The sequence below is a fragment of the Streptomyces sp. S3(2020) genome (genome assembly GCF_013044505.1).
Taxonomy (GTDB): domain Bacteria; phylum Actinomycetota; class Actinomycetes; order Streptomycetales; family Streptomycetaceae; genus Streptomyces.
In genome coordinates, this window is the sequence record NZ_JABERD010000023.1 from 56694 (window position 1) to 72808 (window position 16115).

A 16115-nucleotide genomic window follows, 5' to 3' on the forward strand; every position below is an offset into this window, starting at 1 on the left:
GGCGGGAAGCTCGCTCCAAGCCGGCGTCCCGGCCGACTTAGAAAGCGCTTGTCCGGACATTGGCAGACCGAGCCGGAAACCGTCAATCCTTGGCCCGCGCCACATCGGTCACGGTTTGGACTCCCCGGGCGACGGCGAGCCGGGAAGCGCCCACGACGGTGCCGAGATCACCCACCGTGCTGCTCACCACCTCGGTGGGCCAGCTCAGCCGTGCCATCTCGGCCCGCACCCCCGCCAGGAGCTGGGGATCGGCGCCGGTGCTGCCGCCCAGCACGATCAGTCCGGGGTCCAGCACGGCGGTCACCGCGGCGGCCAGGCGGCCGATGTCGGCGGCGTGGCGGTCCACGACCGTACGGGCCGTCGCACGGCCCTCCCGGGCGAGGGCGAAGAGCTCGTCGGGGGTGCGCGGGCAGGGCCCGTCGGTTTCCGGCCAGGCCTCGGCGGCCCGGCGCACCAGCGAGCGGGCGCCGATGTACTCCTCCAGGGCCTCCTGGCGGGGCTCCACGGCTTCGTCCCAGGGGTAGGGCAGCCGGGCGAGCTCACCGGCCGCCCCGTTGGCCCCGCGCAGCACATGGCCGCCCACGACGATGCCGAGACCGATACCGACGCCGATCCGCAGATAGCCGAAGGAGGCACGGCCGCGGGCGGCGCCCTCGTGCAGCTCGGCCAGCGCGGCACAGTTGACGTTGTTCTCGAGATGGACCGGGACGCCCTTGGGCAGGGCGACGGCCATGGCGTCGAAGACGGGGCCGGCCTTGGCGGTGGCGGGGCGGGCTGCGGCGCCGTCCTGCTCGGCGGTGACGTCACCGACGGCGACGACGATGGAGCGCAGCGGAGCGCCGTCGGGAAGCGCGAAGACGGCCTCGCGCACCACGTCGGCGGCCTCGTCCCGGGAGCCGGTGGCCTGGGCGAGCAGGGTGCCGTCCAGGGCGCAGCCGCGCACCCGGGTGAGGGCGGGGCCGAGGTCGACGGCGAGTACCGCGCCGGCGGCCGGTCCGAGGCCGTATACGGCGGCGGAGCGCCCGGTGGCGCCGGAGGCGGTGCCGGAGTGGGCGGCGAGGCGGGCGCTCTCGAGTTCCGCGACGGCGGAGGACACCGTCGGCTTCGACAGGCCCGCCAGGCTCGCGAGCTGCGGGCGAGTAGCCGTGCCGGCCTGTGCCAGCACGGCGAACACAGCGCTGGCGCTCTCGGTCAGACGGAGGGCTTCCGCCACGTCGTGTTCCACAGTTCTCCCGCGGAGGTCGAGCGCCGTACCCCGGGTCGAAGCGTCTTCACGGGGTGCGGCGATGGGATGCCATGACGTCACGCGTTCCCGCCCCGCAGCGGCCCTGCGGTGGTCGAGTGCGCGATTTCTCTTGACGCACTGTACTTCGTTAGTTAACTTCCTAACGAACGTCACGGTACTCGCCTGCCGTGGTCCGTCCAGAGGCCCGTCCCGGGGCTTCCCTAGTTCATCAACGTGCTTCAACTGCCCTTCCTCCGGCACGGTTTCGCCCGCCGTCGCATGCTTCAGCGCAACGACGAAAGAGGATCCGTGCAGGACGCCATACCTTCTGGCCCTCTCGTGGTCGGTATCGACGTGGGCGGCACCAAGACTCATCTGCGCGCCTTCGCGGGTGACACCCCGGTCGCCGATCACGTCCGTTCCAGCAGCGGCTGGCGGCCGCACGACCCCGTGACCGCCGCCGGCTGGCTGGCCGCGCTGGCCGCCGACGCCCTTCCGGCGGGCGCCCGCCCGTCCGCTCTGGCGGTCGGCGGACATGCCTGCGAGACCCCTCGCCAGTGCGCCCAGATCCGTACCGCCCTGCAACTCCACTTCGACGCGCCCGCGCTGGTCGTGGGCGACGCCGAACTCCTCGTGCCCGCGGCGGGCCTGGACAAGGGGGTCGGTCTGGTGGCCGGCACCGGTTCGGTCGCGGTGGGCCGCTTCCCCGACGGACGCCCGGCTCAGGTCGGCGGCTGGGGCGCGGTCCTCGGAGACGAGGGCGGCGCCGCCGGTCTCGTCCGCGAGGCCGCACGCGCCGTATGGGCGGCCCATGACCGCGGGGAGGAGCCCGACGCGCTCGCGCATGGTCTCGTCGCCTCCTTCGGGGTCGCCGAAGTCCCCGCGATCGGGGCGGCGATGGAAGCCGCCGAGGACATCTCCGCCGAGTGGGGCCGGCACGCACCGGCGGTGTTCGCCGCCGCCGAGGCGGGCTCACCGCTGGCCCTCGCGGTCATCGAGGAGGGCGGCCGGTCGCTGGCCTCGCTCGTCGAGCGGCTCGCCGCACGCGGGGTCCCGGTGGACGACGTGGTGGTCGCGGGCAGTACCGTTCTCGCCCAGCCCGTCCTCTACGACGCCTTCACCTCCGCCCTCTCGGACACGGTGCCCACAGCCAGGCCACAGCCACTGCGGGTGCCGCCGGTCCAGGGGGCGGTGGCGCTGGCGCGTTCACTTCTGTGACACCCGCCGGACGCCGGGCCCGCCCCCGTCCGACACAACTCGCCCGTAGATCTTCGCTCGTAAGCCTCATGGGGCACATCGCGGATCGCTCCATCCCCCGCGCCCCACGGGCTGTCATCGCACGACTTCCCCGGCCGCACGGCCGAAGAACTCAAGAGAGGCAGCAGCATGCCGTCATCCGCCGGGCCCCGCTCCACGTCGTCGGTCAGTGAACTCGCTCTGAACAGAAGGGGGTTCCTGAGGACCTCCTTCGGTGTCTCGGCCGGTGTCCTGGCCGCGCCCACCTTCGCCTCGTGGCTCGGCGCCGCGGACGCGAAGGCCGCTTCGGGCGCCGCCGCGTTCGTCGACGACTACAAGACCAACATCACGGCGAACCAGACCGCCGAGACCAACGCGGTGCTGCGGATCCTCGGCGGCTTCGCCGAGATATGGAAGACCGGCGCCACCTGGAACACCGGCACGCCGCTGCTGCCCGAGATCCTGCGCGCCAACATGCGCTACTGCGCCCGCCTCACCCAGGCGCGCACCGAGGCGCAGGCCAAGGAGGCGTTCGTCTACGACCGCCAGCACCAGAGCTACGCGATGATCGCCGCGCTCGGTCCGCTCGCCGACCTGTACAGGTCGGGTGCCAAGGCGGTCACGTCGATCACCAGCGCGCCGGACACCACACCCGCGACCACCATCAGCGACGCCGTCCCGGCCGACGCGCCCGCGGGCTCCGCGATCGGCGCCGGCTCGTACACCTCCGACCTCGGCCAGGTGGCCAGGCTGGTCGACACCGTGCGCGGCCCGTTCGCCTCCGGCAACCCGGCCAAGTTCGCCTTCCAGTACCCGCGTCCGTGGCGGATGAACGAGGACAGCGAGGTCGTCGACACCGGCACGACCGACGCGCTCGGCTTCCCTGTGTACGACTCGGACGTGGTCGTCGTGATCCAGCTGCTGCGTCAGCGCGGCACCAACCCGGCCGAGGACGGCGGCTTCCCCAGCGGTCACACCAACGCCTTCCACCTGGCGGCGCTGGCGTTCGCGTACGCCGTTCCCGAGCGGTTCCAGGAACTGGTGACCCGCGCCTTCGAGCTCAGCCACACCCGGATCATGTCGGGCATGCACTCCACGGTCGACGTCCTCGGCGGCCGTGTCATGGCCACCGCCCTGGCCGCCGCCGCCCTCGCCGACCCGGCCAACGCCGACCTCAAGGCGGCCGCGCGCGCCCAGGCCCTCGCCTACTTCGAGGCGCGGACCGGCACGACGGCGGACACGCTCTACGCCTACGCCCACGCGGACGCCTCGGACGCCTACGCGGACCGTGACGACAACGCCTGCCTGGTCGAGCCCAAGCTGACGTACGTCCTCACCCGCCGGGGCCGCAGCACACCGCTGACCGTGCCCAAGGGCGCCGAGGTGCTGCTGGAGACGCGGCTGCCCTACCTGGACGCCGAGCAGCGGCGCGAGGTGCTGCGCACGACCGCGCTGCCCTCCGGGTACGTCCTGCTGGACGGCTTCGAGCAGTGGGGCAGGATCAACCTGTTCGCGGCGGCGGACGGTTACGGCTCCTTCGACTCCGACGTGACCGTGGCCCTCGACGCCTCGGCCGGCGGCTTCGGCGCGGCCGACGCCTGGCGCAACGACATCGACGGCGACGGCGCTCTGACCAAGCGCGGCACCGGCGCCCTCACGCTGGCGGGCCACAACCGGTACACGGGCGGCACCGTGGTGCGCGAGGGCGTGCTGTCCGCCGCCTCGGCGCACGCCCTCGGCCACGGCGACGTGCGGGTGTCGGGCGGCACCCTGCGGGTGGCGACCAAGTCGTCGGTGCAGATCCACGGGACCTACGCCCAGGAGTCCTCGACGCTCGACGTGACGCTGCGTTCGGGCCGCGGCCCCGCCCTTGAAGTGACGCGGCGCGCGGTGCTCGGCGCGGGCAGCGTGCTGTCGCTGCGGCTCGACGCCGACAAGCCGCCGGCGGCCGGGAGCGTGGTGCGGGTGATCGGCGCCGCGGGACTGCGCGGCCGGTTCGACCGGGTGGAGCTGAACTCCGACACGCTGCGGGCCGTACCCGTCTACACGGCGGAAGGTCTGTCGGTACGACTCCTGAAGCGGTGACGCCCCAAGGGGCGGGAGCTGATGCAGAGTAGGCGCATGAGGCGTCCTGGCATCGCTCCCGCCCCCTGGCGGCCCATGTCGTCGCGGGGCGGATGATGGCGCGCGAACTGCACCCGGTCCTCGAACCGCTCACGCCCCCCGAAGCACCCGCCCCGCGGCCGGCGGGACGGCCGGGCAGGCGGTGGCTCGTGCCGCTCCTCGCCGTGCTGCTGCTCGCCCAGATGGCCGTCGCCATGGTGACCACGGCCGTGCAGCAGACGCCCACCATCGACGAGCCCGTGTACGTGGGCACGGCCGCCGACTCCCTGCACGAGCACGAGATCCGCTACAACCCCGAACACCCGCCCCTGGGAAAGCTCGTCATCGCGGTCGGGGTGGCCCTCGCCGATCCGCGCTACGACCCCTCCTTCAGCGGCGACCAGGGCCAGGTCGGACGGCATCTGCTGTACGAGTCCGGCAACGACCCCTGGCAGCTGATGCTGTGGGCCAGGCTGCCGGTGATCGCACTGACGCTGGCGTTCGGCCTGGTGGTCCTCGCCTTCGCCCGTGAACTCGTCGGCCCGGCGGGCGGGATCCTGGCGCTCGCCCTGTACGCCTTCTCCCCCGACGTGATCGCGCACGGCTCGCTGGCCACCCTCGATGTGCCCGCGGCCGGCTTCCTGCTGACGTCGGTGTGGCTGCTGTGGCGGGCCCGCCGACGGCCACGGCTCTACGTACCGCTCGCCGGAGTGGCCGCCGGGGCGGCGCTGGCGACGAAGATGAGCGCGCTGGCGGCCGTTCCGGTACTGCTGGCACTCGCCGCCTGGTCGGTGTGGCACCACGACTCCCTGGACCGGCGCGGGGCGCCGGCGCGAGCGGCAGCTCGGGCGGCCGCGGGGGCGGTCGTCGTGGCGGTGGCCGCCATCGCCGTCGTATGGCTCTCGTATCTGGTGGTGGATCCGCGGCTGCGCTGGAGTCCGCAGCAGCATGTGCCCGTCGTGCACGGTCTGCGGGCGCTGCTCGTCGATCTGATGCCGTTCCCGGAGGCCTACCGGGACGGGATGCGGGTGCAGTTCGGCTTCGAGAACCATCCGTGGCAGGGGTTCCTGTTCGGGCGGCTCTACACCGGCTCCCTCTGGTACTACCTGCCGGCCGCGCTGCTGGTGAAGACCCCGCTCGGCATGCTCGCCCTGTGGGCCGCGGGCGCCGTCGCGGTCGTGGCGGTACGGCGGTTGCGGCCCGCGGCGCCCTATCTGCTGGTCCCCACCGCCGTGCTGCTCGCCTCGGCCATGACCGGCTCCCGGGACTTCGGCACCCGGTACGCCGTGTTCGTGCCGATGTTCCTCGCGGTGGCGGCGGCCGGGGTCCTCGCGGTGCGACGGCGGTGGGCCGGGGTCGCGGCGGGGGCGCTGGTGCTGTTCGTCGCGGTCAGCTCGGTACGTACGTTCCCCTACTACCTGCCGTACTCCAACGAGGCGTTCGGCGGGCCCGCCGAGACGCGTCTGCGGCTGCACGACTCCAACGTGGACTGGGGCCAGGACCTGGGCCGCCTCGCCGACCGGCTGCGCGAGCGGTATCCGGCGGAGCGGATCTGGCTCGTCTACAAGGGCAGTGGTGTGCCGTCGTACTACGGCATCGACGCGTCCGATCCGCGCGAGGCCCCCCTCGACGACGTCCACGGGCTGCTGGTGGTCTCGGACTCCTCGGTCGCCAAGGCAACGGGCCGACTGGCCGAATTGATCAATACCAGCCGATCGATCGATCAAGTCGGTCACTCGATCACGATCTATCGACGGTGACCGTACAGCCCCTGGTCACAACAGTGTGTGGGCTATGTTGAGGCACTGTGGAAGACAAAGGAGGCGCAGCCGTGCCATCGCCGCAGCAGGCACGCGCGCAGGCATCCGCCATCACCTCGGGCAAGTCGGTTCCGGAGGCCGAGGCCTCCCCGACCTCCCAGCTCAGGACCCTCTTCGACCGACCCCGACTCTCCCCCGGACAGCGCCGCATCGCCCAGTACCTGATCGAGCACATCACCGAGGCGGCGTTCCTTTCGATCACCGATCTCGCCGAGCGGGTGGGCGTGAGCCAGCCCTCGGTGACACGGTTCGCCGCGGCGGTGGGCTTCAGCGGTTACCCCGCGCTGCGGGAGAAGCTCCAGTCGATCGCGCTGGGCACCCTGGCGGGCGGTCCAGCGGCGGCCGAGGAGAACAGCGGCAACGAGTTGCAGGCCGCGGCCGACGCCGAGATCGAGAACCTGGAGAACCTGCGACGCGACTTCGCCGACCCCGACGAGCTCATCGACATCGGCCGCAAGCTCTCGCGGTCGACCCCGCTGACCGTGCTCGGCCTGCGCATCTCGGTGTCGCTGGCGGAGTACTTCGCCTACGCCGCACGCCGTGTCCATCCCGACGTACGGCTGGTGACCCTGGGCGGCAGCGTCGCCTACGACGCACTCCTGCAGTCGCGCGAGGCGGGCGGTACCTGGGTGCTGGCGTTCTCGATGCCCCGCCATGCGCAGGAGACCCTCACGGCCGTGCAGGTCGCGCGCAGCGCCGGGCTGCGCGTCGCCCTCATCACCGACCTGGCGCTCGGCCCGGTCGCCGACGAGGCGGACATCGTCTTCGCCACCGGCACCGGCTCCCGCCTGGTCTTCGACTCCTACGCCGCCCCCGGGGTGATGGCCGCCGCGCTGCTCCAGGCCATGACCGACGCCGACCCCGAGCGGACCCAGGCCCGGCTCGAGGAGTACGAGCAGATCTCCGACCAGCACCAGTTCTTCCTGCGCGACTGACGCACCGGGCCGACAACGCCCCTTCCGGCCCTCAGCGGCCACACCCGACGAATCAAAACGCAAAGGGACCAATCACCTCATTTCCCGCATGAATGTTTTCATACGCCTTGCAAACCGGACGGCATATATAAATACTGCTCACGGATCGCCCCGGACGCTCCCGGGACCCGTTCCGCACCCCCGTCCCCACCCCTCGCAACAGCCCGCAGAAAGCCGACGGTCCGCCCATGCGCACGCTTGAACCATCCGCCGCGCAGGCGCCGTCCGCAGTCCGGGCCCCTGCGCGAACACCCGAAGCCGCCGCCACCTACCCGCGACGGCGCATCGGGTGTTCGGTCGGGCATCGCCTCGGCGAGCGCCCGCGGCGGCCCCGGTCATCCCCTAGGCCGGGGCCGCCCATATCCGTCGGACCACCCCCTCCTGACGCCGCACACCCGGAAGAGATGGCCATGACTCCCATGACTCTGACGACCACGCGCATCAGCCCGGACTGGCCCTGCCAGGTCAAGACGCCCGGCAGCTACGACTGGGAGCGCTCGGCGGCCAAGTGGCTGCGCGAACTGGTGCCGGCGCGCTACGCCAGCTACCCGGCGCTGATCCGCCACCCCGTGCTGCTGGCCCGGCACGCGCAGATCCAGGTCCAGCAGGAGATCCGGGTCGCCCGCACCGCCCTCCAGACCGCCCGCGCCGACCTTCCGGGCCTCGGCCTGCCCGAGTCGGTCATCGAACACACGATCAAGCTGTACGCGGCCGAGGTCCTCCAGCTCCAGCACATCGCCCGCAGCGTACGGGCCGTCTCCCAGGCCCTCGTCGAGCACAGCACCGGACGCTGACCAGGACACACTCCAGCGCGCCAGGTCGGCACACCGCACGCCGCCGGCCGGGCGGCATACCGCATCCGGGTGCCCGAGCAGGTCGGGCGAAGTCCGCTGCGGTTCGGCCGCGGCGCGACCAGCCACGACGGCGCCGCGGCCGAACGACGGCACAACACCGCTCATCCAGCGGAGCGCTCAGCGCTCCCCAGGGCCCGTTTCACTCGTCGCCGCGATGTCGCAGGTACCAGAACGTGCCCACGACGACGGCCAGCAGGAAGACGGCGGGCAGCAGGAGGCCCGGGATGCGGGAGACGGTCATCGGCACGGCTTTCGGGTCGGACGGGTGCGTCCATGGTGAGGCCCGTCGGCCCGTGGTCCCCTGTTCTTTCTCCTTGTGTTACCCGGCGTTCGAGAGGTCAGCCCGTACGGGACTCCAGTGCGAGGCGGGTGTCGTTGCCGTAGACGCCGCTCTCGTCGCCGCGGATGCCGTACCAGACCTGGAAGCGGGCCACGGCCTCGGTGAGCACGGCGTCGTAGGTGCCGTTGGTGGAGCCGTTCGCGTAGACGTCGGGGATGCGCAGCAGGCGCTCCTGGAGGTCGGTCACCTCGGGACCGCTGGCGCCCTCGCGCAGGGTGCCGGGCCCGTCCGGGTCGGTGGCGGCCGGGGTGGTGACGGCGGAGGGTGCGGCCGTGGCCGTGGGGGACGGTGCGGGCGCCGCGGTACCGTCGGCGCGGCCCGGCAGCAGGAGGGCGCAGCCGAAGCCGATGAGTGCCGCCGCGCTCACGCCGACCACGACGGCGGCGCGGCGCAGACCGGGACCGAAGCCGAAGGGACGGGGACCGTCGTAGGCGGGGACGGGCGGCAGTTCCTGTGTCTCGTCCTCGGAGCCGGACAGTCGCCGGGGCATCACCACCGACTCGTAGCGGGCGCTCTCCTGCGGTGATTCCCTGAAGAGTTCCGCCAGGGCGTCGGTGCGCCGCGGGCGCAGCACCCTGATCGGTTCCAGGGGCGGGGGGTCCTGCTGCTGACCGCGCTCGGGCGGTATCGGCATCTCGCTCTCCTTCCGTCCCGTAGCCAGGGGCCGGGCCCGTCCCCTCGCGGAGTGATACGCGGCCACGGCCCGGTGGGTTCAGCAGATCCACTCACCCCCAAACGATCGATACGCTCAAATTGGCGTGAACTATTGAGCGTTTGATCAATGGCATGCTAGAAACCGCCGTCATGACGACTCGTTGGTCACGTCGCGGCTTTCTGGCCGCAAGCACCGCTGCCGCTGTCACTGTCGGGCTCCCCGCACAGTCGAGCGCTGCCCCCGCGTCCGCCCTCCAGGCCGCGGAGGTGGACGAGTTCACGACGCTGCGGGCGAAGTGGCGCACCCTGCTCCTCGGCGAGGGGTTCAGTCCCACCGCCGAGCCGTTCAAGAGCCGGCTCACCGAACTGGGCACCACCGCGGCCCAGTTGCGGTCCGCCATGGCGCCGGTGTCCGGCTCGCTGTGGCCGGACCTGGTGTACGCGGACCCGGAACCCGACACCGACCAGGAGTCGTACGGCTACTCGGGCAACCTCCAGTCGAGCTACAACCGGCTGAGCACGCTCGCCCAGGCGTACTGCCAGCAGGGCACGGGGCTGACCGGCGACGCGGACCTGGCGACCGCGATCCTCACCGGCCTCGACCATCTGCACTCCGAGGTCTACAACGCCGGCCAGACCCGCTACGGCAACTGGTACAGCTGGCAGATCGGCGCACCGCAGGCGCTGCTCGACGTGTGCGTGCTGATGTACGACCAGCTGTCGACGGCACAGATCGCCGACCATGTCGCCGCCGTGGACCACTTCGTGCCCGACTCGGCCGTCGCCGCCTACACCGGTACCAGCACCGGAGCCAACCGGGTCGACCTGTGCCGGGTGCTGGCGCTGCGCGGCATCGTCGGCGGTTCGTCCGCGAAGGTCGCGCTCGCCCGCGACGCCCTCTCCCCCGTCTTCCCGTATGTGAGCGGCGGCGACGGTCTCTACACCGACGGCTCGTTCGTCCAGCACACGACCGTGCCGTACACCGGCTCCTACGGTTCGGTCATGCTCGGCGGCCTCGGGATGCTGTTCGCGCTGCTCACCGGGTCGAGTTGGGCGGTCACCGACACGAACCGGCAGATCGTGCTCGACGCCGTGGAGAACGCGTGGGCGCCCTTCCTCTACAACGGGCTCGTGATGGACGGGGTGTCCGGCCGGGCGATCAGCCGGGGCCTGTCCGCGACCGACACGAAGCAGATCCAGCAGGACGATCACCTGCGCGGCCATCCGATCCTCGCGTCGATCGTGCTGCTCGGACAGGGCGCGAGCACGACGGAGAACGCCCGTTGGCGCGGTCTGGTCAAGGGCTGGATGCAGCGCGACTACTACAGCCCGCCGATGAGCAACCCCTCGCTCGGCCTGACAGGTCTGGCCCGGCTCAAGGGCGTCCTGGACGACACGTCCGTCACCGCGATCGCCGAGCCGACCGCCCACCGCCTCTTCACCAACATGGCGCGGGCCACGCACCGCAGACCCGGCTGGGCCGCGTCGATCAGCATGGCCGACCGGCGCATCACCTACTACGAGACCGGCAACGGCGAGAACCTGCGCGGCTGGCACACCGGTTCCGGAATGCTCTACTGGTGGGGCGACACCTACGCCAACGGCCAGTACAGCGACGCCTTCTGGCCCACCGTCGACCCGTACCGGCTGCCCGGCACCACCGCCTCCCGGCTGACGCTCGCGGACGCGGCCGGCGGTGACTGGGGAGCGTCCCTGCCGGACGTGAACTGGGTGGGCGGGGCGACGGACGGACAGCGGGCCTCGATCGGCCAGTACCTCAAGGGACTTCAGTCCACCCTCATGGCGAAGAAGTCCTGGTTCTGTCTGGACGACTCGATCCTGTGCCTCGGCGCCGGCATCAAGTGCGCCGACGGCACGACCGTGGAGTCGACCGTCGAGAACCGCAACCTCGGCCCCACCGGCAACCACTCCTTCACCGTCGACGGCACCGTGAAGCCGGCCACCTACCCCTGGTCCGAGACGCTCACCGGCGCGACCTGGGCGCACCTGGGCGGCATGGGCGGCTATGTCTTCCCCGGCGGCGCGACCGTGCAGGCACTGCGCGACGCACGCGACGGCACCTGGAGCGCCGTCAACAAGGGCGGCTCGACGACGGTCCTCAATCGCAAGTACCTGACGATGTACGTCGACCACGGCACGAACCCGACGAACGGCACCTACGCCTATCTGCTCATGCCCGGTGCCACGGCCGCCCAGACCCAGGCCCGGGCCGCCGCCACGACCTGGCTGACCGTCCTCGCCAACACCGACAGCCAGCAGGGCGTGTCCGTTCCCTCGCTGGGCTTCACCGGCGTCAACTTCTGGTTCGGCGGCACGGTCGGCAGCCTCGTCGCGAGCGATCCGTGCTCCGTGATGATCACCGAGAAGGGCGACGGGACCGCGGTGATCTGCGTCAGCGATCCGAAGCGGATGAACACGGGCCTCACCCTCACCTGGAACCGGGCGGTGTCCTCGGTGGTGTCGAAGCCGTCCACGGTGACCTCGGCGACGACGGGATCCGCGCTTCAGCTGGTCTTCGGGGACATGACCGCGCTGGCCGGTGTCACCCAGAAGATCACCGTCACGCTCGGCTGAGGAACCGGTGCAGGGACGCCTTCATCGCCGTGACGAAGGCGTCCCTGCCGTCGTCGTCCAGCGCGTCCAGGGACAGATAGGGGTTCAGGTCCTCCAGCTCGACGAGCAGCAGCTCGCCGCCGGGCGCCCGGCAGGCGTCGACGCGCTGGATGCCGTGGTCGAGGGCGTTCCAGTCGATGAACCGGCGGGCGAACGCGAGGTCGCCGTCGGTGGGTTCGTAGGGCTCCAGCTCCCAGCGCCGGTCGGGACGCGGCGCGTACAGCGCGTACTGGTAGTCGTGGTCGACGAAGTAGAAGGACACCTCGTAGGCGAAGTCGACGCACGGCTGGACCAGGACGTCCCCGGTGACGAGGGCGCGCACCCGGTCCCCGGTCACGATCTCAAGGCCCATCGAGTCGGCGCCCTGCTTCGGCTTGACGACGTACCGGTCCGTCGGCGGCAGCCGGTGCAGGTCGGCGGCGCTGTCGACCGTGGGGATCACGGGGTACCCCGCCGCGCTCAGGTCGAGCAGGTACTGCTTGCCCGCCATGTCGGCCCTGCCGGACAGCGGGTTGTAGACACGGGTCCCGCTCGCCCTCGCCCGCTCGCGGAAGTCGTCGTAGGCGTCCTGGTGGGTGAGGACGGGCCCGCTGTTGCGGACGACGACGGCGTCGAAGGCGTCCATCAGCGCCGCCGCGTCCCGCGGGTCGCACAGGGCGAGGTCGAAGTCCTCGCGCAGCCGTGAGGTGAGGAAGATGTCCTCGTCGCAGTACCGGCGCCCGCGTGCCTCGTAGGCCAGGTCGGTGACGTACAGGATGCGGGGCATGCGAGGCATGCGGGTCTCCTCGGCTCTCCTCGGCGGCGGGGAGCAGCGATCGTATGCGGCGGGTGTTCTTCGAACAAAATGCCGGTCTACGAGGTCACAGTCCCGCTGTCCACAGGTCCTCGGGGCCGATTCCCTTCAGGTCGGGGCGCACGGTCCGCCGGGGCGCGGGGTCGATGGCCGTGTACGAGGGGACGGCGAGCACCCGGCACCCGGCCGCCTCGGCGGCGGTCACGCCGGTGGGTGAGTCCTCCACCGCGAGACAGGCCGCCGGGTCGACGCCGAGCGCGCGGGCCGCCGCGCGGTAGGGGTCCGAGGCGGGCTTGGTGCGGGGTGTCTCGCCCGCGGCGACCGTCGTACGGAAGCGGTGGGCGCCCAGCACTTCGAGGACCGCGTCCACGACGGGGCGCGAGGAGGCGGAGACCAGGGCCGCGGGGATGCCGGACTCCGCGAGGAGGTCCAGGAGGTCGAGCGCGCCCGGCAGCGGGGTGGCCTCCTGCCGGACGGCCGTCAGGAAGCGCGCCTCCAGGTCGGCGGCGAGTGCCCGCGGGTCGGCGCCGGTGCGGCTGTGCAGGTGGGCGGCGGTGTCGGCGACCGAGCGGCCCAGGACGTGGGTCACGTCGACGTCGGGTGCGCTCTCGCGGACCGTGCGCAGCCACAGCGACTCGGTGTCGACGAGAGTGCCGTCCATGTCGAGGAGGACGGCGTGCGGGCGGGCGGCGAAGGGGCGGCCGTCCAGCGACCAGTGCCGGTCCGGATGCCGGCCCGCGGAGGCCAGCGCCTGGGCGGCGACATCCACATGGCGTACGACGGAGGGCGGCGCGCCGATGCCCGGACCCGCCGCGACCAGCCACGCCGTGCGCTCCTCGGCCGTACGCCTGCCGTGGCCGCCCGCGTCGACGTGGCCGTGGTCGGTGACGACGAGGACGGTCCACCGCTCGCCGGCGTACGAAGGCCGCGAACGCACCGCCGCCAGCAGCCGGCCGAGGCGGACGTCGGCCCGGCGTATCGAGGTCTCGTACTCCTCGCCGCAGCCAAGGAAGTGCGCCGTCTCGTCGGGTGCGCCGAGGTAGACGAACGACGCCCGTATGTCCTCCTCGGCGAGTACGCGTGCGGCCGCCGCGGTGATCTGCGCGTCGCACTCCTCCCAGGCCGGTGGGGTGTCCTCGGCCGGTGCGAGGTAGACGGACCGGGACGGGGCCCGGAAGAGCGGGCCGCCGTTGCGGACCTGCATCAGGGGCTGCCAGCCGGCCGCCACGAACGTGCGGCTGCCGTCCTTCTCGGCGAGGCGGGTGGCGAAGTCGGGGAAGACGTCGAGCCGGTGGCCGGTGAAGTTGTTGCTCCACACCCCGTGCTTGGCCACCGATACACCGGTCACGATGGTCGCCCAGCACGGGCCCGACATGGTCGGGGTGTCCGCGTCCACCTCGACGGGGGTCAGGAAGCCGTCGGCCGCCAGTGTGTCGAGGTGCGGGGTGGGCAGGCGCCGCAGTACGTCGAGGCGTACGCCGTCGATGCCGACGACCAGAACACGATCCTGCACGGGATGTCCCTTCGGGTGTGGGGTGTTCAGGCCGAGCGCGACAGTTCCTCGGACCCGACCTCGTGGGCGAACGGCAAGCCTCGCGCGTATCGGGAGACCTCGTCGATGGCCCAGTCGGCCATCCGGTGCAGCTCGTTGCCGAGGGAGCCGGCCATGTGCGGGGTGAGCAGCACGTTGGGCAGTGTGTACAGCGGTGAGTCGGCGGGCGGCACGTCCGGTTCCGTGACGTCGAGGACGGCGTGGACACGGCCGGTGACCAGGTGTTCGGTGAGGGCGCCGGTGTCGACGAGGGAGCCGCGTGCGGTGTTGACCAGTGTGGCGCCGTCCCTGAGGAGTGCGATCCGGCGGGCGTCGAACATATGGCGTGTTTCGGGGAGTTGGGGTGCGTGGATGGAGACCACGTCGCTGCGGCGGGCGAGTTCGTCGAGGCCGACCGGCTCCGCTCCGAGGACGCGGGCCTGCTGCTCGTCGACGTAAGGGTCGTGCAGGAGTACGTCGAGGTCGTGCGGGCGCAGCAGCTCGATGACCCGGCGTCCGATGCGGGAGGCGCCGACGATGCCGACCGTGCGGTGGTAGTTGCCGTGACCGCTGAAGTACGGCAACAGGTCGGGCTGGGCGCGGGCGGTGGCGTAGACGCGGGCCACGTCGAGGACGCGTTTGTTCGCGAACAGGATGGCGGCCAGGGTGAATTCGGCGACCGGCAGGGCATTGGCGGCGGCCGCGGAGGAGACCGCGATGCCGCGTCGCCAGACGGCGTCGGTGACATGGTGCTTGACCGAGCCGGCCGCGTGGACGACCGCGCGCAGCCGGGGCAGTCGGTGCAGGGTCTCCTCGGTGAGCTCCGGTGCGCCCCAGTGGGTGAACAGGACCTCGGTCTCGGCGAGTTGACGGGCGTCGGCCGTGGTGAGGTCGGTGACGACGGTGGCCGTGTCGACGCGCGCGACGGAGGGGAGCCGGTCGAGGCCGCCTTCGGTCAGGAGCCGCTGGTGGATGGTGGCGCCCATGGCGAGCAGCGTGTGCGGACGGGGCGGGGCGGTCGGCGGGTGGACGCTGTTCAGGAGGGTGCCTTCCGGGGCGGGCGGCGTCACTTGACGGCGCCGGCGGTCAGGCCCGAGCGCCAGAAGCGCTGGAGGCAGACGAACGCGACGATCAGCGGGACGACGGCGACGAGGGAACCCGTGATGACGAGCGAGTAGAACTCGGGCTGCTGCGCGGTGGTGCTGTTCCACATGAACAGACCGAGGTTGACCGGGTAGAGCTTGTCGTCGTTGAGCATGACAAGGGCACCGAAGAAGTTGTTCCAGCTCGCGGTGAACGAGAACAGGAAGATCGTCATGAAGCCGGGTGCCAGCATGGGCAGGGAGATCCGCGCGAACATGCCCAGTTCGCCGGCACCGTCGACGCGGGCCGCCTCCAGGACCTCGTTCGGTACGTAGCCCTCCGAGAAGACCCGGGCGAGATAGACACCGAAGGGGTTGACGAGGGCGGGCAGCAGCAGCGCCCAGTAGGTGTTGACCACTCCCGCCTCGGTGGCGAGGAGGTACATCGGCAGCTGGATGACCGTGGTGGGGACGAGGACACCGCCGAGCACCAGGCCGAAGAGCTTCTCCTTGCCCCTGAAGTCGTACTTGTCGAAGGCGTAGCCGGTGGCGACGCACAGGAACGTGGACGCGGCGGAGCCGACCACGGAGTAGAGGACGCTGTTGCCGAACCAGCGCAGATAGATGCCGTCGTTGAAGGTGAAGAGGTGCTGGAGATTCGCGTACAGGTTGAAGTCGCCGAACGCGAACCCGGACGTGGCGAACAGGTCGCGGTGGTTCTTCGTGGCGGCGAACAGCAGCCAGCTGACCGGCATGAGCGTGTAGAACGCGGCGACGAGCAGGATGCCGTTGACGGCGCCCTTGGACAGGAGGGTGCCCGCGGAGCCGCGGCGGCGGGCCGGTGCGGGGGCTGGCCCTTATACACCTCT

The 16115-nt window shown here is 71.6% G+C and carries 12 protein-coding genes; 6 read left to right on the forward strand and 6 right to left on the reverse strand.

Annotated elements, in window-relative coordinates; genetic code table 11:
• Nucleotides 1–82: 82 nt before the first annotated feature.
• Complete coding sequence (locus HLK59_RS10770; RefSeq protein ID WP_346779698.1) at nt 83–1213, reverse strand: ROK family transcriptional regulator; 1131 nt, start codon at nt 1211–1213, stop codon at nt 83–85.
• A 321-nt stretch (nt 1214–1534) separates the two neighbouring features.
• Between HLK59_RS10770 and HLK59_RS10775 the strand changes: the two genes are divergently transcribed.
• The 5 genes from HLK59_RS10775 to HLK59_RS10795 all read left to right on the forward strand — a co-directional run bounded on the left by HLK59_RS10775 (nt 1535) and on the right by HLK59_RS10795 (nt 8152).
• Nucleotides 1535–2443: a BadF/BadG/BcrA/BcrD ATPase family protein gene (locus tag HLK59_RS10775; RefSeq protein WP_171141115.1), complete on the forward strand. Its 909-nt coding sequence runs from the start codon at nt 1535–1537 to the stop codon at nt 2441–2443.
• Between the two features lie 168 nt (nt 2444–2611).
• Nucleotides 2612–4546, forward strand: a complete 1935-nt coding sequence (locus HLK59_RS10780) for a phosphatase PAP2 family protein (protein ID WP_171141116.1) — start codon at nt 2612–2614, stop codon at nt 4544–4546.
• Between the two features lie 92 nt (nt 4547–4638).
• On the forward strand, nt 4639–6324 hold the full coding sequence (locus HLK59_RS10785) for a phospholipid carrier-dependent glycosyltransferase (RefSeq protein WP_171141117.1): 1686 nt from the start codon (nt 4639–4641) through the stop codon (nt 6322–6324).
• A gap of 71 nt (nt 6325–6395) precedes the next feature.
• Nucleotides 6396–7319, forward strand: a complete 924-nt coding sequence (locus tag HLK59_RS10790; protein ID WP_171141118.1) for a MurR/RpiR family transcriptional regulator — start codon at nt 6396–6398, stop codon at nt 7317–7319.
• Nucleotides 7320–7768: 449 nt separating this feature from the next.
• Nucleotides 7769–8152: a hypothetical protein gene (locus HLK59_RS10795; RefSeq protein ID WP_171141119.1), complete on the forward strand. Its 384-nt coding sequence runs from the start codon at nt 7769–7771 to the stop codon at nt 8150–8152.
• A gap of 398 nt (nt 8153–8550) precedes the next feature.
• Here HLK59_RS10795 and HLK59_RS10800 read toward each other — a convergent pair whose 3' ends face one another.
• Nucleotides 8551–9186 carry a peptidoglycan-binding protein gene (locus HLK59_RS10800; protein WP_171141120.1) on the reverse strand — a complete coding sequence of 212 codons (636 nt, stop codon included), beginning with the start codon at nt 9184–9186 and terminating at the stop codon, nt 8551–8553.
• 170 nt (nt 9187–9356) lie between these two features.
• On the opposite strand from HLK59_RS10800, the gene HLK59_RS10805 reads away from it, so the two are divergent.
• Nucleotides 9357–11801 (forward strand): polysaccharide lyase 8 family protein, encoded by a 2445-nt coding sequence (locus tag HLK59_RS10805; protein ID WP_171141121.1) that lies wholly within the window; start codon nt 9357–9359, stop codon nt 11799–11801.
• Here the strand turns inward: HLK59_RS10805 and HLK59_RS10810 are convergent.
• The 4 genes from HLK59_RS10810 to HLK59_RS10825 all read right to left on the reverse strand — a co-directional run bounded on the left by HLK59_RS10810 (nt 11788) and on the right by HLK59_RS10825 (nt 16001).
• The gene (locus HLK59_RS10810) at nt 11788–12615 is read right to left on the reverse strand and encodes a hypothetical protein (RefSeq protein ID WP_171141122.1); all 828 of its coding nucleotides are present in this window, start codon (nt 12613–12615) and stop codon (nt 11788–11790) included. The genes HLK59_RS10805 and HLK59_RS10810 overlap by 14 nt on opposite strands.
• Before the next feature lie 85 nt (nt 12616–12700).
• Complete coding sequence (locus tag HLK59_RS10815; protein ID WP_171141123.1) at nt 12701–14146, reverse strand: HAD-IA family hydrolase; 1446 nt, start codon at nt 14144–14146, stop codon at nt 12701–12703.
• Nucleotides 14147–14172: 26 nt separating this feature from the next.
• On the reverse strand, nt 14173–15150 hold the full coding sequence (locus HLK59_RS10820) for a hydroxyacid dehydrogenase (RefSeq protein ID WP_171141124.1): 978 nt from the start codon (nt 15148–15150) through the stop codon (nt 14173–14175).
• Nucleotides 15151–15230: 80 nt separating this feature from the next.
• Nucleotides 15231–16001, reverse strand: a complete 771-nt coding sequence (locus HLK59_RS10825; protein ID WP_171141125.1) for a carbohydrate ABC transporter permease — start codon at nt 15999–16001, stop codon at nt 15231–15233.
• Nucleotides 16002–16115: the final 114 nt, after the last annotated feature.

What these genes read in the sequence shown, in the direction of transcription:
- HLK59_RS10780 (WP_171141116.1), top strand. Translation starts at nt 2,612, where the DNA reads ATGCCGTCATCCGCCGGGCCCCGCTCCACGTCGTCGGTCAGTGAACTC.
- HLK59_RS10785 (WP_171141117.1), top strand. Translation starts at nt 4,639, where the DNA reads ATGATGGCGCGCGAACTGCACCCGGTCCTCGAACCGCTCACGCCCCCC.
- HLK59_RS10795 (WP_171141119.1), top strand. Translation starts at nt 7,769, where the DNA reads ATGACTCCCATGACTCTGACGACCACGCGCATCAGCCCGGACTGGCCC.
- HLK59_RS10800 (WP_171141120.1), bottom strand. Translation starts at nt 9,186, where the DNA reads ATGCCGATACCGCCCGAGCGCGGTCAGCAGCAGGACCCCCCGCCCCTG.
- HLK59_RS10805 (WP_171141121.1), top strand. Translation starts at nt 9,357, where the DNA reads ATGACGACTCGTTGGTCACGTCGCGGCTTTCTGGCCGCAAGCACCGCT.
- HLK59_RS10810 (WP_171141122.1), bottom strand. Translation starts at nt 12,615, where the DNA reads ATGCCTCGCATGCCCCGCATCCTGTACGTCACCGACCTGGCCTACGAG.
- HLK59_RS10820 (WP_171141124.1), bottom strand. Translation starts at nt 15,150, where the DNA reads ATGGGCGCCACCATCCACCAGCGGCTCCTGACCGAAGGCGGCCTCGAC.
- HLK59_RS10825 (WP_171141125.1), bottom strand. Translation starts at nt 16,001, where the DNA reads ATGCCGGTCAGCTGGCTGCTGTTCGCCGCCACGAAGAACCACCGCGAC.